Source organism: Synechococcus sp. LA31 (genome assembly GCF_018502385.1).
Classification (GTDB): domain Bacteria; phylum Cyanobacteriota; class Cyanobacteriia; order PCC-6307; family Cyanobiaceae; genus Vulcanococcus.
This window is the reverse complement of record NZ_CP075523.1, coordinates 2,192,633-2,213,491: the sequence shown is the minus strand read 5'-3', so window position 1 is coordinate 2,213,491 and position 20,859 is coordinate 2,192,633. Positions and strand designations below refer to the sequence as shown.

At 64.7% G+C, this 20,859-nt stretch carries 20 protein-coding genes; 11 read left to right on the top strand and 9 right to left on the bottom strand.

Annotated elements, in window-relative coordinates; translation table 11 throughout:
- Positions 1 to 60 precede the first annotated feature (60 nt).
- Positions 61 to 429: a 30S ribosomal protein S6 gene (gene rpsF, locus KJJ24_RS12035; protein ID WP_214339012.1), complete on the top strand. Its 369-nt coding sequence runs from the start codon at positions 61 to 63 to the stop codon at positions 427 to 429.
- A gap of 120 nt (positions 430 to 549) precedes the next feature.
- A complete protein-coding gene (locus KJJ24_RS12030; protein ID WP_214339010.1) occupies positions 550 to 930 on the top strand; it encodes a hypothetical protein in 381 nt (126 codons plus the stop codon).
- Between the two features lie 18 nt (positions 931 to 948).
- Here the strand turns inward: KJJ24_RS12030 and KJJ24_RS12025 are convergent, their stop codons facing one another.
- The gene (locus tag KJJ24_RS12025) at positions 949 to 2,148 is read right to left on the bottom strand and encodes an argininosuccinate synthase (protein WP_214339007.1); all 1,200 of its coding nucleotides are present in this window, start codon (positions 2,146 to 2,148) and stop codon (positions 949 to 951) included.
- A complete protein-coding gene (locus KJJ24_RS12020) occupies positions 2,148 to 2,369 on the bottom strand; it encodes a hypothetical protein (protein WP_250544747.1) in 222 nt (73 codons plus the stop codon). Before KJJ24_RS12020 ends, KJJ24_RS12025 begins: the two co-directional genes overlap by 1 nt.
- Positions 2,370 to 2,523: 154 nt before the next feature.
- On the opposite strand from KJJ24_RS12020, the gene KJJ24_RS12015 reads away from it, so the two are divergent.
- The 3 genes from KJJ24_RS12015 to KJJ24_RS12005 are packed head-to-tail and all read left to right on the top strand — an operon-like array spanning position 2,524 to position 4,149.
- Positions 2,524 to 2,799: a DUF3134 domain-containing protein gene (locus tag KJJ24_RS12015; protein ID WP_214339005.1), complete on the top strand. Its 276-nt coding sequence runs from the start codon at positions 2,524 to 2,526 to the stop codon at positions 2,797 to 2,799.
- A gap of 43 nt (positions 2,800 to 2,842) precedes the next feature.
- Complete coding sequence (gene mraY, locus KJJ24_RS12010; protein WP_214339003.1) at positions 2,843 to 3,907, top strand: phospho-N-acetylmuramoyl-pentapeptide-transferase; 1,065 nt, start codon at positions 2,843 to 2,845, stop codon at positions 3,905 to 3,907.
- The gene (locus tag KJJ24_RS12005) at positions 3,907 to 4,149 is read left to right on the top strand and encodes a hypothetical protein (RefSeq protein WP_214339001.1); all 243 of its coding nucleotides are present in this window, start codon (positions 3,907 to 3,909) and stop codon (positions 4,147 to 4,149) included. Before mraY ends, KJJ24_RS12005 begins: the two co-directional genes overlap by 1 nt.
- Positions 4,150 to 4,161: 12 nt before the next feature.
- Here the strand turns inward: KJJ24_RS12005 and KJJ24_RS12000 are convergent, their stop codons facing one another.
- Positions 4,162 to 4,332, bottom strand: a complete 171-nt coding sequence (locus tag KJJ24_RS12000; protein ID WP_214338999.1) for a cytochrome B6 — start codon at positions 4,330 to 4,332, stop codon at positions 4,162 to 4,164.
- A gap of 50 nt (positions 4,333 to 4,382) precedes the next feature.
- On the opposite strand from KJJ24_RS12000, the gene purT reads away from it, so the two are divergent.
- Together purT and KJJ24_RS11990 are read left to right on the top strand one after the other, a co-directional pair.
- The gene (purT, locus tag KJJ24_RS11995; RefSeq protein WP_214338997.1) at positions 4,383 to 5,573 is read left to right on the top strand and encodes a formate-dependent phosphoribosylglycinamide formyltransferase; all 1,191 of its coding nucleotides are present in this window, start codon (positions 4,383 to 4,385) and stop codon (positions 5,571 to 5,573) included.
- A gap of 77 nt (positions 5,574 to 5,650) precedes the next feature.
- The gene (locus KJJ24_RS11990) at positions 5,651 to 6,676 is read left to right on the top strand and encodes an LCP family protein (protein ID WP_214338996.1); all 1,026 of its coding nucleotides are present in this window, start codon (positions 5,651 to 5,653) and stop codon (positions 6,674 to 6,676) included.
- A gap of 12 nt (positions 6,677 to 6,688) precedes the next feature.
- Here KJJ24_RS11990 and KJJ24_RS11985 read toward each other — a convergent pair whose 3' ends face one another.
- The 3 genes from KJJ24_RS11985 to KJJ24_RS11975 all read right to left on the bottom strand — a co-directional run bounded on the left by KJJ24_RS11985 (position 6,689) and on the right by KJJ24_RS11975 (position 11,867).
- Positions 6,689 to 8,809: an HAD family hydrolase gene (locus KJJ24_RS11985; RefSeq protein WP_214338994.1), complete on the bottom strand. Its 2,121-nt coding sequence runs from the start codon at positions 8,807 to 8,809 to the stop codon at positions 6,689 to 6,691.
- 113 nt (positions 8,810 to 8,922) lie between these two features.
- Complete coding sequence (uvrB, locus tag KJJ24_RS11980; RefSeq protein ID WP_214338992.1) at positions 8,923 to 10,932, bottom strand: excinuclease ABC subunit UvrB; 2,010 nt, start codon at positions 10,930 to 10,932, stop codon at positions 8,923 to 8,925.
- A gap of 179 nt (positions 10,933 to 11,111) precedes the next feature.
- Positions 11,112 to 11,867 carry a DUF561 domain-containing protein gene (locus KJJ24_RS11975; RefSeq protein WP_214338990.1) on the bottom strand — a complete coding sequence of 252 codons (756 nt, stop codon included), beginning with the start codon at positions 11,865 to 11,867 and terminating at the stop codon, positions 11,112 to 11,114.
- A 40-nt stretch (positions 11,868 to 11,907) separates the two neighbouring features.
- Here KJJ24_RS11975 and tilS point away from each other — a divergent pair, with 40 nt between their 5' ends.
- Positions 11,908 to 12,903, top strand: coding sequence for a tRNA lysidine(34) synthetase TilS (gene tilS / locus KJJ24_RS11970; protein WP_250544745.1), 996 nt, complete (start codon positions 11,908 to 11,910; stop codon positions 12,901 to 12,903).
- A 23-nt stretch (positions 12,904 to 12,926) separates the two neighbouring features.
- The gene (locus tag KJJ24_RS11965) at positions 12,927 to 14,354 is read left to right on the top strand and encodes a hypothetical protein (RefSeq protein WP_214338988.1); all 1,428 of its coding nucleotides are present in this window, start codon (positions 12,927 to 12,929) and stop codon (positions 14,352 to 14,354) included.
- A gap of 21 nt (positions 14,355 to 14,375) precedes the next feature.
- Here the strand turns inward: KJJ24_RS11965 and KJJ24_RS11960 are convergent, their stop codons facing one another.
- From KJJ24_RS11960 to KJJ24_RS11950, 3 genes are all read right to left on the bottom strand, one after another.
- Positions 14,376 to 16,364: a ribonuclease J gene (locus tag KJJ24_RS11960; protein WP_214338986.1), complete on the bottom strand. Its 1,989-nt coding sequence runs from the start codon at positions 16,362 to 16,364 to the stop codon at positions 14,376 to 14,378.
- 85 nt (positions 16,365 to 16,449) lie between these two features.
- Positions 16,450 to 17,355 carry a 4-hydroxy-tetrahydrodipicolinate synthase gene (gene dapA / locus KJJ24_RS11955; protein ID WP_371811808.1) on the bottom strand — a complete coding sequence of 302 codons (906 nt, stop codon included), beginning with the start codon at positions 17,353 to 17,355 and terminating at the stop codon, positions 16,450 to 16,452.
- Positions 17,356 to 17,372: 17 nt separating this feature from the next.
- Complete coding sequence (locus tag KJJ24_RS11950; RefSeq protein WP_214338982.1) at positions 17,373 to 18,449, bottom strand: aspartate-semialdehyde dehydrogenase; 1,077 nt, start codon at positions 18,447 to 18,449, stop codon at positions 17,373 to 17,375.
- Between the two features lie 232 nt (positions 18,450 to 18,681).
- On the opposite strand from KJJ24_RS11950, the gene tig reads away from it, so the two are divergent.
- Both tig and clpP read left to right on the top strand, forming a co-directional pair.
- The gene (gene tig, locus KJJ24_RS11945) at positions 18,682 to 20,100 is read left to right on the top strand and encodes a trigger factor (RefSeq protein WP_214338980.1); all 1,419 of its coding nucleotides are present in this window, start codon (positions 18,682 to 18,684) and stop codon (positions 20,098 to 20,100) included.
- 38 nt (positions 20,101 to 20,138) lie between these two features.
- Complete coding sequence (gene clpP / locus KJJ24_RS11940) at positions 20,139 to 20,819, top strand: ATP-dependent Clp endopeptidase proteolytic subunit ClpP (RefSeq protein WP_214338979.1); 681 nt, start codon at positions 20,139 to 20,141, stop codon at positions 20,817 to 20,819.
- The last annotated feature ends 40 nt before the right edge of the window (positions 20,820 to 20,859 follow it).

The following is a 20,859-nucleotide window of genomic DNA, read 5'->3' as shown; positions in this document are numbered from 1 at the left end:
GCCCAGCCTCGGCCCACCAGCCACCGTTCCCTTCGGCGTCCACGTCGGATCGCGCAAGCCATGTCGCAGCCCTACTACGAAACGATGTACATCCTTCGTCCGGACATTCCGGAAGAAGAGGTGGAAACCCATGTCACCAAATACCGCGATCTGGTGACGGAAGCCGGCGCTGAGGTGCTCGATTGCCAGATGCGCGGCAAGCGCCGCCTGGCTTATCCGATCGCTAAGCACAAAGAAGGCATTTACGTGCAGCTCGCCCACAACGGCGACGGCCAGCAGGTGGCCGCCCTCGAGAAGGCGATGCGCATCAGCGAAGACGTGATTCGCTATCTCACCGTGAAGCAAGACGGCCCTCTCCCTACCCCCCGCAGCGGCCCCGTGGCCCAAGCCAGCAGCGACGCTGCTGCGCTGCAGACCAGCGAAGCCTGATCGCTTCTCACAGATTGAATCCCGACCAAGCCTTCGTTAAGGTTTGGTCGGTTTTTTATGGCTGGGCTGCGGGCGGTGGACGACACAATCACCGATCGGCAGCCTGAACAAAACCAGGCCATGGCTGCGCAACCAGCCGGGCTGAACCTGAGTGAGCAACAATTGCAGCTCGCCCTCGCCAGTGCCGAACGCAAACTGGCTGAAGCAAGGCTGCAGATCGCTGAGTTGGAATCGCTGCTCGACGAGATCCCAGCGATCTTTGAGCGCAAGTTTGAACAGCGCCTTCAACCGGTGCTGGAGCGGCAAGAGCGATTGCTCGACGACAACACTGAACTGCGCCAACAGATTCAACTGCTGGCGCCGAGGCCTGGTGAGGTGCGGCTGCGCTTCAATCCCAGCGACGGGCAGCCCAGCACCGATCTGTCGTTACCGCAGCTGCCCAGCCGGCCGGCGATTCGGCGCATGGGCCGAGCCGATCAGCCAGGGCCACGCGCTGCCTGAGTCGGGACAACACCAGCCTCAGCGCTGGCTGGCGGCCCAGAGACGGGTCGGCAGCCCCCACACGTAGATGAAGCCCTCGGCGGCGCGGTGATCGAACTGATCGCCGGCGTCGTACGTGGCCATGTCAGGCACATAGAGGCTGTTGGCGCTGCTGCGGCCCACCACGGTGGCGTTGCCCTTATGCAGCCTCACCTTCACCGTGCCGTTCACGGTGCGCTGGGTGCGCTCGATGAAACCATCGAGGGCGTCCTTGAGCGGGCCATACCAGAGGCCCTGATACACCTGATCTGCCCACTGCTGCTCGAGCTGGCGCTTGCTGCGCAGCACATCGGCAGCGAGGGTGAGGCTCTCCAGCTCCTGGTGGGCCTTGATCAGCAGCAGCAGCCCCGGGGTTTCATAGATCTCGCGGCTCTTGATGCCCACCACCCGGTTTTCGATCATGTCGAGCCGGCCGAAACCGTGGCTGCCGGCCAGCTCGTTGGCGCGGCGAATCAGGCTCACTGGATCAAGGTGCACGCCATCGATGCTCACCGGGTTGCCTTGCTCAAAGCCGATCTCCACCACCTGAGGCTGATCGGGCGCCGCATCCACACTCACGGTGAGGGCATAGATCTCCTCAGGCGGCTCCACGTTGGGATCTTCCAGCGGGCCTGCCTCGATGGAACGACCCAGCAGGTTGAGGTCGATCGAATAGGGCGACTTCTTGCTCACGGGCGAGGGGATGCCGCAGCGCTCGCCGTAGGCGATGGTTTCCTCACGGCTCATGCCCCACTCCCGGGCCGGGGTGAGCACCTTCAGGTCGGGCGCCAGGGCACCGATCGCCACATCGAAACGCACCTGGTCGTTGCCCTTGCCGGTGCAGCCATGGGCCACGGCATCCGCACCCACTTCACGGGCAATCTCCACCAAACGGCGCGCAATCAGGGGCCGGGCCAGGGCCGTAGAGAGGGGATAACGACCTTCGTAGAGCGCATTGGCGCGGATCGCCGGGAAGGCGAAATCCCGAATAAACGGCTCGATCAGGTCTCCAACGATCGACTGGCTGGCCCCGGAATCCAGCGCCTTTAGGCGGATCGGCTCCAGCTCATCGCCCTGGCCCAGATCAGCGGCGAAGGTGATCACCTCCTCCACGCCCCACTCGTTCTTCAGGTAGGGGATGCAGACACTGGTGTCCACACCGCCGGAATACGCCAGCACAGCCTTCTTGGCCCGGCCCATCAACGCTCTCCATGCACGCAATCGACCGATTCTCCCTTGTCGCCGTGGCGCCGCATGCGCGCTACCAATAGAGCCGCCATCAAGGCCGGCGGCACCAGCACCAACACCAGCGCCAACAGCGCCGGCAGGCCTGGATCCGCCTGGGCCCAGGCCTGCTCCAGCAGGGGCGTGGGCCAACGCCAGCCCGCGGCCACCAGCAGAGCGCTCAGCAAGAGCGCCAACAGCCAAGGACCCAGCAGGGAGCGCAGGGTATGCAGAGCGGAAGAGGCCAGAGCGGCTCAGGAGGGGGACTCCGATAGGATGACGGATTGGCTCGCGCTGGGATGCCTACCCGGCCGCCAGCCGTTCGTGCCATAGCAGCCCTAGCCGTCAGCAATGAGCAGCAACCTCAGCACTAGCCTCAGCCAGCTGGATGGGATCAACCCGTCGCTCACCCGCTACGGCCGCAACGAGCCGGCTCCAGTGCTTCCCCTGCGCGAAGAACCAGATCTGCTCAGCTGGCTGGAGAGCAGCGGCCGCCTGGTGGCCGATGAGGAAACCGCCAACAGCGATGTGAGCACCGTGGAAGAAGAAGAGCTCTCGGCGCTGATGGGCGAGAAAGAGGAGTACAACGCCGCCGATGAACAGAACGAGGAAGACTGGGAAGACTGACTCCTCAGCACCCTTGATCTCCCCCACCAGGCTGATCGCCTCCATGCCCAGCAACAGCCGCTCCCTGGCGCTGTTGCTGGGCTTGTTGCTGCTGGGGCTGAGCGCCCTCTGCGACTGGTTCAGCCAGGCACCGCAGCTGGCACCACCGCTGTTGATCAGTGCCGCCGTGAGCGCCCTGCTCTGCGCCTGGGGGGTGCCGCAGCTGCGACGGCTAAAGCTCGGCCAAGTGATCCGAGAGGAAGGGCCACAAGCGCACCAGAGCAAGGCAGGCACCCCCACCATGGGCGGCCTGCTGGTGGTGCCGGTAGGCGTGATCGCTGGCGGGCTGGTGGCACCGGCCGACGATCGGCTAATGGCGGTGGCAGCCATCACCCTGACGTCGATGGCCATCGGCGCCATCGACGATTGGCGCAGCCTCACCAAACGCCACAACACGGGCCTCAGCCCCCGCGGCAAATTGCTGCTGCAAGCCCTCAGCGCGATCGCTTTTCTGGCCTGGGCCCATTGGGATGAGCAGATCGCACCGTTCATCGCCCTCCCCCTGGGCTGGGTGCTGCCGCTGGGGTTGCTGATCTTGCCGCTGGGGCTGTTTGTGTTTCTGGCTGAAAGCAACGCCACCAACCTCACCGATGGCCTCGATGGCCTGGCGGCGGGCTGCGGCGCCATCGTGTTTAGCGGCCTGGGCATTCAGCTGATGCTGAGGGGCCATGAGGGTGATCCCGCCATGGCGGGCTTTTGCGCAGCGATGGCCGGCTGCTGGCTGGGGTTTCTGCTGTTCAACCGGCACCCGGCGCGGGTGTTCATGGGCGACACGGGCTCCCTGGCGATGGGCTCGGCCCTGGCAGCGGTGGCCTTGCTCAGCAACAGCCTCTGGCCGCTGCTGCTGATGGGCGGGGTCTTCCTGGCGGAATCCCTGTCGGTGATCGTGCAGGTGTGGGTGTTCAAGGCCACCAAAAACCCCGCCACCGGTCAGGGCAGGCGCGTGTTCCGGATGGCACCGCTGCACCACCACTTCGAGCTGGGCGGCGCCAGCGAGCAGCAGGTGGTCGTGGGCTTCTGGCTGATCAGCCTGATACTGGTGATAGCGGGTCTGGTGCTGCTCCCCTGATGGCTTATTTCACCTGGAAGGAGGCCGGTCTTACGGCCGATTGCGCAAGCCTCGAGGCGATGGCGGCCCGCTTTGAAGAAGCTGCAGCGCTGATGCGACGCATGGCTTCCGAAGGCTTTGTGCTGGAGCGTCATTGCGATGGTCAGCACATCACACATCACGCAACCTCCGTGTTTGCCGCCTATGGCTTCATTGACGAACAATCACCGGTGCGGCAGCTCGACCTGATCGATCCGGCCTAACCCTCCAGCCCATCAACCAGGGCGGCGCAAATAGCCCACCAGCCACACCACGATGAAAGCCAGGGATGAGAGGCCCAGGTACACAAGCGTCCAACGCTGCAGGGTGTCGATACTCAGGCCGTTGAGCAGGCCATTGGCAGCATCACCGGCTGTTGCATAGGCCAGCGGGAGGAACAGCAGCACAGGAAGGCGCCGGGGCAGGATCGGGGCAGTCTCTCGTCTCAGCCGCGGCCATGGCCAGCCCTACCTTTCCGCGCACCTTGATGCTGCTCGGGAGCGGCGAGCTGGGCAAAGAGGTGGCGATCGCCGCTCAGCGTCTCGGCTGTCGGGTGATCGCCGTGGATCGCTACGCCGGTGCGCCCGCCATGCAGGTGGCCGATCAGGCCGAGGTGGTGGCCATGACCGACCCCGAGGCGCTGAAGGCCGTGGTGCAGCGCCACCAGCCCGATGTGGTGATCCCGGAAATCGAGGCTCTGGCGGTGGATGCCCTGGCCGAGCTGGAGGGAGGGGGCATCACCGTGATCCCCACAGCCCGGGCCACCGCGGTGACCATGAACCGCGATCGCATCCGCGATCTGGCGGCCAGTGAACTGGGCTTGCGCACAGCCCGTTTCGCCTACGCCGAGAGCGCCGAGGAGCTGGCTGCCGCCGCCGCGCCGCTGGGCTGGCCGGTGGTGGTGAAGCCGGTGATGAGCTCCTCAGGCAAAGGCCAAAGCGTGGTGAATGGCCCTGAGGGAATCGCCGCTGCCTGGGAAGCAGCCCTGGCGGGCGCCCGCGGCAGCGGCGCCCGGGTGATCGTGGAAGAGTTCCTGCACTTCGAGCAAGAGATCACCCTGCTTACGGTGAAGCAATGGGATGGCCCCACACTGTTTTGCCCCCCAATCGGCCACATCCAGGAACGGGGTGACTACCAATGCAGCTGGCAGCCGGCCCACCTGGAGTGGGAGCAGCTTGCCGCCGCCCAGACCATGGCCCTCGCGGTGACCGACAACCTCGGCGGCGCCGGCATCTTCGGCGTGGAGTTCTTCGTGTGCAGGGGCGCCGATGGCGGCAGCGAGGTGGTGTTCTCCGAGCTGTCCCCGCGCCCCCACGACACCGGGCTGGTGACGCTGGCGGGGCAGAACCTGAGCGAATTCGAATTGCATCTGCGCGCGGTGCTGGGCCTGCCGATCCCGGAGATCCGTTCCACCGGCCCGGCTGCCAGCCGCGTGATCCTGGCGGAGCAAACCAGCGCATCGGCGTGCTTCAGCGGTCTGGAGCAGGCCCTGGCCGAGGTGGATGTGCAAGTGCTGCTGTTTGGCAAGCCCGATGCACGGCCGCATCGGCGCATGGGGGTAGTTCTGGCCAGCGGCGGCAGCCTGGAAGAAGCCCGCAGCCGCGCCGATCAGGCCGCGGCGGCCATCACGGTGCTGCCAGGGGCCTGAACCAGCTGGCCGAGAGGCCCAGATGCCACTGGCCACAAGGGAAGACGCGCGATACGGTGCGCCCACGCACACCGTTCATGTCCCAGGCTCAGCCCAGTCCCGCCCCGCGCCGCCGCAATTCCGGCGGCCGGCTGAAGCCTGTGGAGCGGCAACAGCGCCGCGGCCGCAGCGGTGCACCTGCCCAAAAGGCGTCGGTGACGCCCCTGGATGAGCGGCGCCGGCCCAACAACCTTCGGCGAGGTCTGCCGCGGCTGCCTCTCTTTCTGGCGGGCATCGGCCTGGGCTATGGCCTTAATGGCCCCATTCCCCACCTAGCCACAGCGCTGCTGGCGGGGCTCCATCACCCCAACAACGTGATCGGCGCCCTGGTGGCCCCCGCTGGCATGGGGGATCGCCGCATCGTGGTCATGGGCACCGATCACGTGAGCACCAACACCGATGTGATGTTCACGGTGCAGCTCAAGGACGGCCGCACCGAGCTCACCCAGGTACCGCGTGACACCTTCATCGAATCCGAGCGCTACGGCGTGATGAAGGCCAACTCGCTGTACAGCAGTGGCGGGCCGGAGATGGTGAAGCAGGAGCTGAGCAAGCTGCTCTCGGCGCGAGTGGATCGCTATCTGGTGCTCAACCTCAATGCTGTCCAGCGCCTGGCCGATGCCATCGGCGGCGTTGAGGTGGATGTGCCGAAGCGGATGTACTACGTCGACAACAGCCAGAACCTGTACATCGATCTGTACCCGGGCCGCCAACTGCTCAAGGGAGAGGCGCTGGAGGGCTTCCTGCGTTTCCGCAACGATGAACTCGGCGACATCGGCCGCATGGAGCGCCAGAAGCTGGTGTTCAGGGAGGTCTTCAAAACATTGGCCAACCCCGCCATGGCCACCCGCCTGCCGGAGCTGATGAGCATCGCCGGCAACGACGTGCTCACCGACCTCTCCCCGGTCGATATGGGCGCCCTGGTGACCGCCATGGCCACCACCAAGCTCAGCTCAAGCCGCCTGGAGGGAACGCCCTACTGGCATGAAGACATCAGCTATTGGCTGCCGAACGTGAACCCCAACCGCGATCTGATCCTGAGCCAGGAGCAGCCGCCCCTCTGAAGCGGGTGGGGTTCAACGCCGCAGGAAGCGGTAGTGATCCAACCCCTCCAGCACACCCCAAGCCTGACGCCTGGAGGCGAAGAACACCTTGGAGCGGCGGCGCAGATCATCAAGCGAACGGTCGTGATCGCCCACCACCAACCCCAGGGCACGGCCATTCAGCAGCTCCCCATCGCCCTGCTGTGAGGCCACCACCAGCACCTGCTCCAGCGGCAAGCCCCAACGCAGGCTGAGGTGACGGATCGCTTCGGCCTTGGAGGCCCGCTGCGGCAACACATCGAGGAACCAGTGGTGGAAGAGATGGGCGCGGGCCTCGAGGCGCCCCTGCCGCAAGCGCTGGCGCACCATCTCGAGCACCCCGGCTTGGGGCGGTTGCAAGGTGTAGCTCACCTTGAAAGGGCCCTGCTGCCCCTGCGGTTGCGGCAACAGCCGCGGCGTCAGATCAGCCAGAGCCTGCTGCACGGCCTCACGCTGCCAACCATGGGCAATGTGATCGCGCCAGGCTGCATCGACAACACCGTCATCGCCGTAGCGCACGTCTGCCCCTGCCTCCAGGATCCACACCTGCGGCTGCGGAAGATGCAGCTCGTGATAGCGCAGGCTGGCTGAGGGGAAGTTGCGGCCACTGAGCATGCCGATACCGCAGCTGGTATCAGCCGCCAGACGCCGGCGCAGTTCCTGCAGGCCAGCCGGGTCGGGGGCATCCAGGCACACATCGAGATCCAGCAGCAGCAGCCGCTTCACCGGCGCCGACGGGGATGCCGGCAGCAACGGCTGCGGCCGCTGCTGCAACAGCTCCTGACAGCGGCGCTGGGCTAGGCCGAGATAAGCGCAGACATGGGCATCCCAGCTGAAGTTGCGACTCACCGCCTCGATGCCGTTGTTGCGCCAGCGGCACCAGCGCTGGGGGTCACCAGCGGCACTCTCCAGGGCCTGCTGCAGATCATCGAGATCAGTGACGTCCACCAGCTGGCCATTGGCGCAGCGCTGCAGGATGTCGCGCGGACCACCGTCATCGGTGGCCACCAATGGCAAACCGCTGGCTGCCGCCTCAAGCAGGGTGAGGCCAAAGGGTTCGGTGAGGGCAGGATTCACAAACACCCCGCCACGGCGGGCTGCCCAGCGGTAGATGGCCGGGATGTCGTCGTTGCGGTGCTGCTTGGGATAAGCGATGCGGCCGTAGAGATCAAAGCGATCCACCAGCTCAAAGATCTGCTGGAACTGATCGCGCTGCTGTTTCTCCATGGCGCGGGAATCCTCCCGGCACCCCAGCACCAGCACCAGGTTGTGGCGCTCCTGCAACAGAGCAGAACGGCCATAGGCCTCCACCAGCGCCGGCACATTTTTGCGGCGCACCGCCCTACAGATGCAGAGCAGCGGCGGCTTCGCGGGCTCCCGGAGGAAGGGGCGCATCAAGGCCGAAACGGCCTGCTCCTCTCCGCTCAGTTCCTGGGGATGGAAGCGGCGGGCATCCACCCCGGGAGGCACCACCTCCGCGTTGCCAGCCACAAACCGGTCGTATCGGCTGTATTGCTGCTCAGCTTCCTGCTGGGTGCTGGTGATCACCAACCCCGCTTGAGCGAGGGTGCGCTCCTCGGCGTCGATGCGGCGGCTGATGGCATAGCTCTGCTCGATCTGATCGTGGGCCATGCCGCCCGCCAGCAGGCGCCGCTGCTTCTCGCGACCGAGGGAATGGCCGGTGAACACCAGCGGAATGCCCAAGCGCTGCGACACCAGCGCCCCCACGTAGCCCGCATCGGCGTAGTGGGCGTGAATCCAATCGGGCCGGCGCTCCTGGGCCGCAATGTGAGCCACCACCCCATCGGCCAACTCATCGAGATAGGGCCAGAGCAGCTCCTTGCGCAAATAACGGCGCGGCCCACAGGGCAAGCGCACGATCGCGGCCCCATCACCGATGGGCTCATGGGCCTGGGCGTAATCCGAGGAAACGCGTTTGTCGTGGATCAGGCGGGTGATCACCTCAACGCGATCCACCTCAGGCCGGGCAGCCAGAGCGCGCATCAGCTCGAGCACGTAGGTGGTCTGCCCACCGGTATCGGCATCGCGCCCCAATTCGAGCTCGTGGCCACGAAACAGGCCGTGTAGATGCAGATGAAGCAGATAGAAACCCATCCGGATCTCCGGCGGTTAGCTCACCTTTAGCCGAACTTTCAAGGCTTTACTGCAAGAAATACTGAAAAGATCCCAAATTGGCGCACAAACGCTGACGTAAATAAATTAAAGATTCAAGGCTTGCCCACCAGCTTCTGGCGCAGGCCCTTGATGCGGTCACGCAGGTTGGCGGCCTCCTCAAACTGAAGATTTTTCGCTGCGCTCTTCATCTTCTCTTCCAATTGCTGGATCAGCTCCGGAAGGGCGTCAAGGGGAACTTCGTTGTGCTCAGCCTGCTCGGTGGCCTGCTCCAACTGGTCGTCGCTGAGACGGCGCGACACCTCCAAGAACGCCAGGATCGAGTTGCCGGCTCGCTTGCCCGCCGGAGAAGGGGTGATGCCGTGCCGCTCGTTGTAGGCGTGCTGGATGGCGCGGCGGCGCTCGGTTTCCGAGATGGCCTTGGCCATGGAATCGGTGAGGTTGTCGGCATAGAGGAGCGCCAACCCTTCCACGTGGCGGGCTGCACGGCCGATGGTCTGGATCAAGGAACGCTCGGCCCGGAGGAAGCCCTCCTTGTCCGCGTCGAGGATCGCCACCAGTGACACCTCCGGCAGGTCAAGTCCCTCCCGCAGCAGGTTCACCCCCACCAGAACGTCGTACTCACCGTTGCGGAGGTCCTGAATGATCTCGATCCGTTCAATTGAATGGATTTCGGAGTGGAGATAGCGCACCCGCACGCCGTTCTCCGCCAGATAGTCGGTGAGATCTTCGGCCATGCGCTTGGTGAGCGTGGTCACGAGCACCCGCTCCCGCTTATCGGCTCGGATGCGGATTTCGCCGAGCAGGTCATCCACCTGGCCGTCGGTGGGGCGTACCTCCACCACCGGATCGAGCACTCCGGTGGGGCGAATCACCTGCTCCACCACCTGGCTATCGCTCTGGCGAAGTTCCCAGTCGCCCGGCGTGGCACTCACGAAGATCGTCTGCCGCGCCTTCTCCCAAAACTCCACTCCTTTGAGCGGCCGATTATCGGCAGCTGAAGGCAGCCGAAAGCCGTGCTCGATCAGCACCTGTTTACGGGATTGATCGCCGTTGTACATCGCCTGCAGCTGACTGCACGTGACGTGGCTCTCATCCACCACCAGCAGCCAGTCGTCGGGGAAATAATCGATCAGGCACTCCGGTGGCGTGCCGGCAGGGCGGCCGGCCAGATGGCGGGCGTAGTTCTCCACACCATTGCAGTAACCCACCTGCTCCAGCATCTCGAGGTCGTAGGCGGTGCGTTGCTCCAAGCGCTGAGCTTCTAACAGCCGGCCCTGTTCGTTAAGCACATCCAGCCGCTCACGCAGTTCAGAACGGATCGCCTTGATCGCATCCGCCAACCGTTCCTTCGGCGTCACAAAGTGCTTCGCCGGGTAGATATTGATGTTCTCCAGGCTCTGCAGGATCTCGCCGGTGGTGGGATCCACGTAGCGGATCGCCTCCACCTCATCGCCAAACAGCTCGATCCGCACCAGGCGATCTTCGTAGGCAGGACCGATCTCCAGAACATCTCCGCGTACACGGAACCGGCCGCGGGAAATCTCCAGATCATTTCGGGAGTATTGGTTGTTCACCAGCTCCCGCAGCGAACCGCGCAAATTCAGGGTTTCACCAACCTCAAACTTCACCGCGGCCTTAAGGTATTCGCTAGGAATACCAAGGCCATAGATGCAGCTGATCGAGGCCACCACGATCACATCACGCCGCTCAAATAGCGACCGGGTAGCGGAGTGGCGGAGCATGTCGATCTCTTCGTTGATCGACGCCGTTTTGGCGATATACGTATCAGAGACGGGCACATACGCCTCCGGCTGGTAGTAGTCGTAATAGGAGATGAAATATTCAACGGCATTGTTGGGGAAAAATTCCCGCAACTCATTGCACAGCTGCGCCGCCAAGGTTTTGTTATGCGCTAACACCAGCGCCGGCCGCCCCGTCTGGGCGATCACATTGGCGATGGTGAAGGTTTTTCCCGTACCGGTGGCTCCCAGCAGGGTCTGATAGCGCTCACCGCCCTCCACGCCAGCCACGAGACCTTTGATCGCCGTGGGCTGATCTCCCTTGGGGCTGTAGGGAGCGTGCAGTTGGTAGGGATTAGCCATCACGCCATTCTCGGGCCGTCAGCCCAGCGCCGTGGTGCCCAAGACCACGGCAGCAATCAGAGCAACGAACAAAACCCACGGGCACGCGCGAAGGGGCCCGCAACGTGTCCATGGGTTTTAAAGCAGGCTGCCGCAGGCAGCTGTTCAAACCTGCGTCAGCCTGTGCCAGGTCGACCGCGTCAGACGGTGGCTCTGACAGCGCTGCCGAGGGCTTCGCGCAGACCGCGCACCACGGCCACCATGGCCAGCGCGTCGTTGAGCTTGTTCACAGCCGACCCCACACCCACGCCAGCAGCACCGGCGGCAATGGCCATGGACACGGTGACCGACGAGAGGCCAGAGGCGCAGAGCACCGGCACGCTCACCGCACGGCTGATGCTGTGGGCGGCGGCCAGGGTGGGAGCGGCCTTCTCGATCAAGCCCAGGCTGCCGGCGCTAAAGGGCTTGGCGCTGGTGCCACCTTCGGTCTGAATGATGTCGGCACCGGCAACCACCAAATCGGCGGCCAGTTGCTCCTGCTGATCGAGGGGCAGCACGTGAGGCACCGTGACGCTCAGCACCACCTCGGGCAGCAGCTCGCGGGTGCGGCGGGTGATCGCCAGCACTTCCTCAGCATCAAAGATGCGGCCCAGGGGATAGAAGGCGTCGTAGTTGCCGATCTCCACCATCGCGGCGCCGGCGGCCACGGCGGCAGGGAACAACTCGGGATCCACCGCGCTCACGCAGATCGGCAGGCCGCTCACCTCAGCAGCCAGCTGAACCAGAGCCGGATCGCAGGCCACGTCGATCAGATCAGCACCACCAAGACCGGCTGCGCGGCTGATGCGCTCAACGCTGGCGGCATCAAAATTGGTAAGGCCAGCGATCACCTTGAGGGCGCGCCGCTCCAGCAGGGCCGTGCGGAGGGAAGCGGGCAGCTGGGCGAGACGCGACATACCACTGCAGACAGAGTGGAGCGATTCTCCCACGCAGCATTTGGCGCAAGCCTGGAGCCGCTACCACCTGCGCCTGCACCGTTGGCTGCTGCAGCAACCGGAGCTGCTGCCCGATGGAGCCACCTTGCTGGTGGCGGTGTCAGGCGGACAGGATTCGATGGCGCTGGTGGGACTGCTCCAAGACCTGAAGCGGCTGCATCACTGGCAGCTGCAGCTCTGGCACGGCGACCACCGGCTGCGGGTTCATTCAAGCCAGCAGGCCAGCGAGCTACGCCAGTGGGCGGAGCAGCAGGGGCTGCCGGTGCAGATCGAGGTGTGGCAAGAGCCGCAACCCGCTGAGGCCGCCGCCCGCGCCTGGCGCTACAACGCCCTGGAAGCTGCCGCGCGCACCTGCGGCGCCAGCCATGTGGTGACCGGCCATACCGCCAGCGACCGAGCCGAAACCCTGCTGCTGCAACTAGCCCGCGGCAGCCACCGCCGCGGGCTAGCCAGCCTGCGGCCGCAGCGTGCCCTAACCCCGGGCCTCACCCTGGTGCGGCCCCTTTGGCTCTTCAGCCGCCTGGAAACGGCAAAGATCCGCGAGCAGCTCGACCTCCCCCTCTGGCCTGATGCCAGCAACGAGGACCCCTGCTACAGCCGCAACCGCCTGCGCCAGCAGGTTATGCCGGTGCTGGAGGAGCTTCATCCCGGAGCCAGCCGGCGCATCAGCGGCGTAGCCGAACGACTGGCCCAGGAACAACAGAGCCAGGACGAGCTGATGGATCTAGCCCTGGCAGGGCTTCTGGCGAATCGCCAAGCACCCGAGCAGGCCCTGCAGCGGCGGGCCCTGCTGGCCCTGCAAGCCGCCAACCAACGCCAGCTGCTCCAGCACTGGCTGGGCCTGCAGGGCGTCAGCCCCCTTCCGGCGGAGCAGTTGCGAAGCCTGCTCCACCGCTTAGAGCCCATGCAAGGCCCCGGCAGCCACGCCTTAGCGGGCGGCCTCCACCTGCACTGGGATCGTCAGCACCTCTGGCTGATCCACCCCAACCGGCCCTAAACAGGGGCCAGCCATCCAACCGCATGCCCAGCCCGGAGGAGCAGACCTACAGCGCTGTGGAACGGGCCTATGGCCAGGGGGATTTCGCGCGGGCGCTCGAGCTGGCCCTGGCCCTGCAACCAGAGCTGCCGGTCGGTCGCCTCGACCTGTTGGATCAGCGTCTGCAGCTGCTAATCGGCCATATCTATCTCTATGGCCTGGCCAAGCCCAGAGAGGCGGAAGCGGCTTATCAAGCGGTGCTGAAGCACTGCTCGACACCCCACTACCGCCAGCTGGCTGAGCAGAGCCTGCGGCTCTGCCGGCAGGCTGATCCTGCCGAACGACCTACGCCACAACCCAAGCCAGAGAGCCCGCCACCGGCCGAAGCAGAGGCCATCAGCGCCAGCACAACGCCCTCTGATCTCCCGGCCACACCCTGGCTGACCCAGCTGCAGGAACCCCAACAGGCCCTGGCTCAGATCCAGGCGCCATGGGCCACCGCAGAACCAACGCCCAATCCAACCCCCGTCCACGACACCAAGGAGCGCTCGCCGGAGCCCGAGCCCACCGCGGAAACAACGCCCCCGCCGCCGGTGCGTGCCGTGGCGACTGATCCTCAAGATCAACCGCTGAGCGAGAGCGAGCGCAGCGAGCTGGAACGCGGCCTGCTGCTGGTGCGGCTCTCCAACCGAATCGAATCAGCCAACCGCACCCAGCAGTGCCCAGATCAGGCCATTGCACCGAAAAATCCAGGCAGCGCGTCCCTAATCACGACCGACCAATCAGCCGAGCCAACGCCCAGCATTCACGTGAGCGCACCGAGCCTGGGTGCAGCCTGGACCCTGTTCAAACGCCACTGGCGCACGTATCTCATCCTGGAAGGCCTGGTGTTGCTGGCGGCCTTAGCGGGCGCCCTGTTGCAGCACATCGGAAATGGACTGCAGGGATTGGCAGAACTGAACCCCCTGGCGGCGCTGCTGCCTGCCATCGCCCTGGCCATCGGCGCCATCACCCTCAATCTCTGGTCAAACCTGCTGGGGGTGAGCCTGCAGATGCTGCCTGCCCTCGCCTTCCATAGCGGCAGCCATCCCAGCGCCCGAGCGATGCTGCAGATGCTGCGCAGGGATTTCTGGCGGTATGTGAGAGCCGGTGTCGTGGTGGGACTGGCCACCGCGATCGGACTGGTGCTGCTGATCGTGCCCGGCGTGTTGGTGGCGATCGCCACACCGGTGGTGATCCGGCGGGTCACATGCCATCAGCAAGCGGCCATGCCTGCTCTGATCGCGTCTGTGAAAGAGGTGGGCAGCAGCCCTGTGGGAGCCGGACTGCTCAAGTGGGAGCTGGTGGCAGGCCTGTTGATGCTGGGCTCAGTGCTGCTGTGCGGCGTTCCGCTCCTGATCACCATCCCCCTGGGGGGGATCCTGGTGCAGCACTATCTGGCGTACAGCGGACTGGGTTCGACCCGGGACTAATCCCAGGCCGAACCGACGCGATCAGCCAGCCGCAGCGGAACGGCGGCGGCGGGTCCGGCCAGCGATTTCAGGCTCTTCGCTGCGGACCGGTGTAGCCACAGCTGCAGGAGCAGGGGTAGCGGCAGCGGCAGGAGCCGGGGCAGCAGCGCCGACGGCAGCCAGCTCACGGCGGGGTTGCTGTGAACGCTCGACGCGCTCAGGACGATCGCCACGTTGGATCTCGCGAACACCGCCGCGACCACCGCGGGGAGCGGGACGGGTGTCGGGCTCGGCATCGGCGCGGCCCTTGTAGGCGGGGGTTCCACCGGGGGCTGGCTGCACCAGGCAGATAATCAGCGGCTCCACCTGGAGCTCGCGGCGCAGGCGGCGCTGCAGGCCGATCTCGATCTCGCGCTGCACGCCCATCCAGTCCACATCGGGAGCTTTGCCACCGCTGTTGCGCGACAGCTGCTGCCAACGGTTCTCGAGCACCCAGGTGATCTCGCGCTCGGCCCAAAGGCTGAGCTTGCGGGGATCAGCAGCGGTGACCACACCGCGCAGGTTCACGCGGGGTGGAGCTGCCATGACGCCATCGGTGCTGATCACCGCCAGCATCGTGATCACACCGTCGTCAGCCAGTTGCTGACGCTCTTTGAGCACGCGGGCATCCACGATGCCGTTGCGGGAGGCATCGAGAAGTTCGATGCCTGCTTTTACCGGTTCACCCGTGGCGATCGAATCAGCGGTGAGTTCCACCACATCGCCGTTATCGATGATCAGGATGTTTTCAGCTGGAACGCCCATCGATTGAGCGGTCTTGCTGTGGCACACGAGCATGCGGTGTTCGCCGTGCACCGGCACGAAGTATTTGGGCTTTGTGAGCGCCAGCATCAGCTTCTGGTCTTCCTGGAAGCCGTGGCCAGAAACGTGGATGCCCTCACCCTTGCCATACACCACCTTGGCGCCCAGCATCATCAGCCGATCGATGGTGTTCACCACGGAGATGGTGTTACCGGGGATAGGGCTGGCGGAGAAAATAATGGTGTCGGAGGTTTTCACCTGCACCTGCGGATGCTCGCCGCGGGAGATGCGACTGAGGGCAGCCAGCGGTTCACCCTGACTACCGGTCATCAACAGCAGGGTTTCACGATCCGGCAGATCACGGATCTGCTTGATCGGCACAAACAGGTCGTCCGGGGCACGCATGTAACCCAGCTCGCGGGCTTTGGCGATCACATTGAGCATCGAGCGACCCAGCAGGCCCACCTTGCGACCGTTCTTCAGAGCCAGCTCCAGGATCATCGACACCCGGTGAATAGAGCTAGCGAAGGTGGTGATGATCACCCGACCTTCGGCCTGGGAAATGTGGCGATCCAGGCAGGGGAAGACGGAACGCTCCGGCGGGCAGAAGCCCGGCACCTCGGCGTTGGTGGAGTCGCTAAACAGACAGAGAACACCTTGATCGCCGTAATGGGCTAGGCGAGCCATGTCGAAGGTTTCACCATCGACAGGGGTGTGGTCAAACTTAAAATCGCCGGTGAAGATCACCGTGCCCACGGGAGTGGTGATGGCCAGCGAGAAGCTGTCGGCCATCGAGTGGGTGTTGCGGATGAACTCCACCGAGAAGTGCTGCCCCACCTTCACCACATCGCGAGGTGCGACGGTTTGAAGAATGGTGCGATCCATCACACCGGCCTCTTCCATCTTGCCGGTGAGCATGGCCAGCGCCAGGCGCGGGCCGTGAATCACGGGGATATTGAAGTTCTTGAGGTGGTGAGCAATACCACCGATGTGATCTTCGTGACCGTGGGTCACGATCATGCCGCGAATGCGTTTCTGGTTTTCCTTGAGATAGCTGGTGTCAGGCATCACCACGTTGACGCCGTGCATGCCATCGCTGGGGAAGGCCAAGCCGGCATCCACCAGCATGATGTCGTCGCCGTATTCAAAAACGCAGGTGTTCTTACCGATCTCGTGAAGACCACCCAGGGGGATGACACGCAGACAGGGTTTCTTGGCTTGGTTCGTCATTCAGAAAAGGGGGTCCGGCGCAGCCGGAAGCAGAACGGAAACATCGAGGGAGCACACAACAAGAGGGCTCCAGTGGGCCTTGGCGTCAGGTAGGACGCAGGGCTGCCAGAACGGAAGTGAGTCGGTCGCGCACGTCGTTAGAAGCGGTTACGAGAGGAAGCCTTGGGGAACCCACCGGCCAGCCGCTGATCTCCAGGGCAGCTTTCACGGGGATGGGATTGGTGGTGCAAAACATCGCCTTACACAGCGGTAGCAGCTGTTCGTGCAAAGCCAGGGCGGTGCTGTGATCGCCGGCGAGGAAGGCCTGCACCAGCTGCTGAAGCTGATCGCCAGCCACATGGCTGGCCACACTCACCACACCCACAGCGCCAACGGCCAACATCGGCAAAAGCAGAGCATCGTCGCCGCTGTAGATGGCCAAACGCTCGCCGCAGAGCGACCGCAGAGCAGTGACCTCTTCGGTGGTGCCGCTGGCCGCCTTGAAACTCACCACATTGGGCAGATCCATCAGCCGCGCCGTGGTGTCGGGGCTGATGCTGCAGCCGGTGCGGCCGGGGATGTTGTAAAGCATCAAAGGCAGCTGGGGTGCGGCGGCTGCCACAGCACGGAAATGGGCTTCGAGGCCCTCCTGAGGAGGCTTGTTGTAATAGGGAACCACCACTAGGGCTCCATCGGCGCCAAGGGCAGCAGCTTCAGCAACGGCCTCCACAGCCTCAGCGGTGCAGTTGCTGCCGGTGCCCGCGATCAGACTGGCCCGCTGACCTACAGCGGCCTTCACCGCTGAAAACAACTGATGCTGCTCATCCCAGCTCAGGGTGGGGGATTCACCGGTGGTTCCGCAGAGCACCAGGCCATCGGAGCCATGGTCCACCAGATGACTGGCCAGCCGTGCTGCCAAGTCCAGATCCACCGAACCATCAGCAGCGAAGGGTGTGACCATCGCCGTGATCACCCGTCCGAAGGGAGCTGGGGAGGCGGCGCCGGGCTGCAGGGGTGATGCCATGGTGCTCAAGCCACAGCTCCCGCCGGTGCAGCACCGGCAGCCACGGCTGCGGCGGGATCCAAAAGCAGCTCTGCAATCTGGATGGCATTGAGGGCTGCACCCTTGCGGATCTGATCACCGCAAAGCCAAATCTCCAGGGCATTGGGCGAGCTGAGGTCCTGGCGAATCCGACCCACAGCCACCGCATCGCGACCGGTCACATCGGTGGGCATCGGAAAGCGGTTGGCGCTGAAGTCTTCGATGAGTTCCACACCGGGAGCTTCAGCCAACAGTGCCCGGGCCTCACCCACCGGGAAAGGCTCCTCAAACTCAATGTTGATCGCCTCGGAATGCGCCCGCAGCACCGGCACCCGCACACAGGTGGCGGACACCCGCAGATCGGGCAGATTCATGATCTTGCGGGTTTCGTTGAGCATCTTCAGCTCCTCCTCGCAATAGCCGTTGTCTTGAAGCGGTGAGTTGTGCAAAAACAGGTTGAAGGCCAAGGAGTAGGGCAACACGCTGCTCTCGGGTGTGCCTCCATCGAGCACGGTGCGGCTGAGGCTGGCCAGCTCCTCCATCGCGCGCGCACCGGCGCCACTAGCGGATTGATAGGTGCTCACCACCACCCGACGCAGAGGCCGGCGGGCGGCCAGTGGCGCCAGCGCCAAGGTCATCAAGATCGTCGTGCAATTGGGGTTGGCGATCACCCCGCTGTGGTGAAAGGCGGCATTGGGGTTCACCTCCGGCACCACCAACGGCACCTCTGCATCCATGCGGAAGGCACTGGAGTTGTCAATCACCACGGCACCAGCAGCGGCAGCCACCGGCGCCCACTGCTTCGACACCGAGCCGCCGGCGGAGGCCAGCACCACATCCACACCGTTGAAAGCGTCAGCGCTCACCGGCTCGATCGTGAGGGTCTGTCCGTTCCACTCCACCTGCTGTCCGGCGGAACGCGGGGAGGCCAGCAAGGTGAGGCGTCCCACTGGAAAGCCGCGCTCAGCCAGCAGCAGCAACAGCTCCTGGCCCACGGCACCGCTGGCACCAAGAACGGCCACATGCAGGGGGCGCTGGGGCAGGGGGCGAATGGAGCTGGTCAACGGGATCGTGTGTTGATGAAGGAAGGGAGCTGCGGGTCACGCGTCAGCTGCCCGATGGCCTGAAAGGATCTGCCAAGAGATGTGCGAAAGCCATGCTGGGCTTTCGCTTCACGGATCTTCAGGTCGCTGTTCTTAGGACCAACAATACGCGGCCAGCGCAAGGCTGACGCGCCGAAGCTGAAGCCCGTTACAGGTCGGTTCATAGGATTGCGGGCTGCCCTGCTGCCGATCCATGAGTCCTGCCACCTCCACAGCCAGCCAATCCGAGCTCCAGGTGAGCACTAGCCCTCGCCCCGGCAGCAGGATGGCTGTGGAGATCGCCGTGCCCGCTGGCCTCACCCAGACCAGCCATGAGCAGGCGGTGGACAAGCTGAGCCGCACCATCAAGCTGCCGGGATTCCGCAAAGGCAAGGTGCCCCGCGCCGTGCTGGTGCAGCAGATCGGGGCCGTGCGCATCCGCGCCACCGCCCTCGAAGACCTGGTGGACAGCGTGTTCCGCGACGCCATGAAGCAGGCCGAGATTCCTGCTATTGGCCAACCCAGCGTGGATGGGGGCTTCGAAGCACTGCTGGAGCGCTTTGAACCCGGCAAGGAGCTGAGCCTCACCCTTGAGATGGACGTGGAACCCACTCCAAGCCTCAAGGCCACCAAAGGCCTCAAAACCGAAGCCGAAAGCGTGAGCTTCGATCCAGCGCGCGTCGATGAGCTGATCGAGCAGTCGCGCCGTCAGCTGGCGACTCTGGTGCCCGTGGAGAAGCGTGCCGCCGAAGCCGGCGATGTGGCCGTCATCAGCTTCACGGGCACCTATGCCGACAGCGGTGAAGCCATCAGCGGCGGCAGCGCCGAGGCCATGGAAGTGGAGCTGGAAGACGGCCGCATGATCCCCGGCTTCGTGGAAGGGATCATCGGCATGAAGCCCGGCGACAGCAAAACCGTGGCCTGCCAGTTCCCCGAGGACTACCCCCAGGAGGATTCCGCCGGCCGTAAGGCCAGCTTCGAGATCAGCTTGAGCGAGCTGAAGACCCGTGAGCTTCCCGCGCTCGACGACGCCTTCGCCCAGCAGGCAAGCGACAAGCAGACCCTGGCTGAGCTGCGCGCCGATCTGGAGGAGCGCCTCAAGGACGACGCCCAGCGGCGCAACGAATCCAACCGGCACGACGCACTGCTGGCGGCCCTTGTCGAGCAGCTCGAGGTGGAACTGCCCGAAACCCTGGTGCAGGAGGAAATCATCTCGCTGCTGGAGCAGACCGCCGGCCAGCTCGCCCAGCAGGGCATGGATGTGAAGAAGCTGTTTACCCCGCAGCTGATCCAGAGCCTGCGCGAAACCTCCCGCCCTGAAGCGGAGGAGCGGCTCAAGCGCAGCCTGGCCCTCAAGGCCCTGGCCACCGCCGAAAAGATCGAAGTGGCAGCCGATGAGATTGAGGCCAAGGTGAAGGAATTGAGCCGAGGCTTCAGCGACAGCTCCCGCATCGATCCCGCCCGCCTGCGCCAGGCCGTTCAGGAAGACCTGATGCGCGAAAAGCTGATGGGCTGGCTGGAGAGCAACTCCACCATCACCGAGAAGGCTGCAGACGACGCCGAGGCGAAGCCCAAGAAAGCCGCCGCCAAGAAAGGCAGCAGCAAGAAGGCTGAGCCCGCTGCCGAGGCCTGATCCCCATAGATTGGCCGGACTGACTGCAGTCCGGCCGCGTGATCAACGCCAGCACCCCACACCCGATCCAGAACCGCTGGCTGGGCAGCCGCCCGGAAGCCACCATCGCCTCCATGCCGGTGGCTGCTCCGGGGGTGCTGCCCACTGTGGTGGAGCAATCGGGCCGGGGCGAGCGGGCCTTCGACATCTATTCGCGCCTGCTGCGCGAGCGAATCATCTTCCTGGGCACCGGCATCGACGACCAGGTAGCCGATGCGCTAGTGGCCCAGCTGCTGTTCCTCGAGGCTGAAGACCCCGAAAAGGACATTCAGATCTACATCAACTCGCCAGGCGGATCGGTGACGGCCGGCCTGGCCATCTACGACACCATGCAGCAGGTGGCGCCGGATGTGGTGACCATCTGCTACGGCCTAGCGGCCTCGATGGGCGCCTTCCTGCTCTCCGGCGGCACCAAGGGCAAACGCCTGGCCCTGCCCAGCGCGCGGATCATGATCCACCAACCCCTTGGCGGCGCCCAGGGCCAGGCGGTGGACATCGAGATTCAGGCCAAGGAAATCCTCTACCTCAAAGACACCCTCAACGGGCTGATGGCCGAGCACACCGGCCAGCCCCTGGAGAAGATCGCTGAAGACACCGACCGCGACTACTTCCTTTCCCCGCCAGAGGCGGTTCAATACGGACTGATCGACCGCGTCGTCACTGACGACTCCCCGGTTTGATCCTTAAGGACGGCTGACGAAACGCCGGATCCAGTTGATC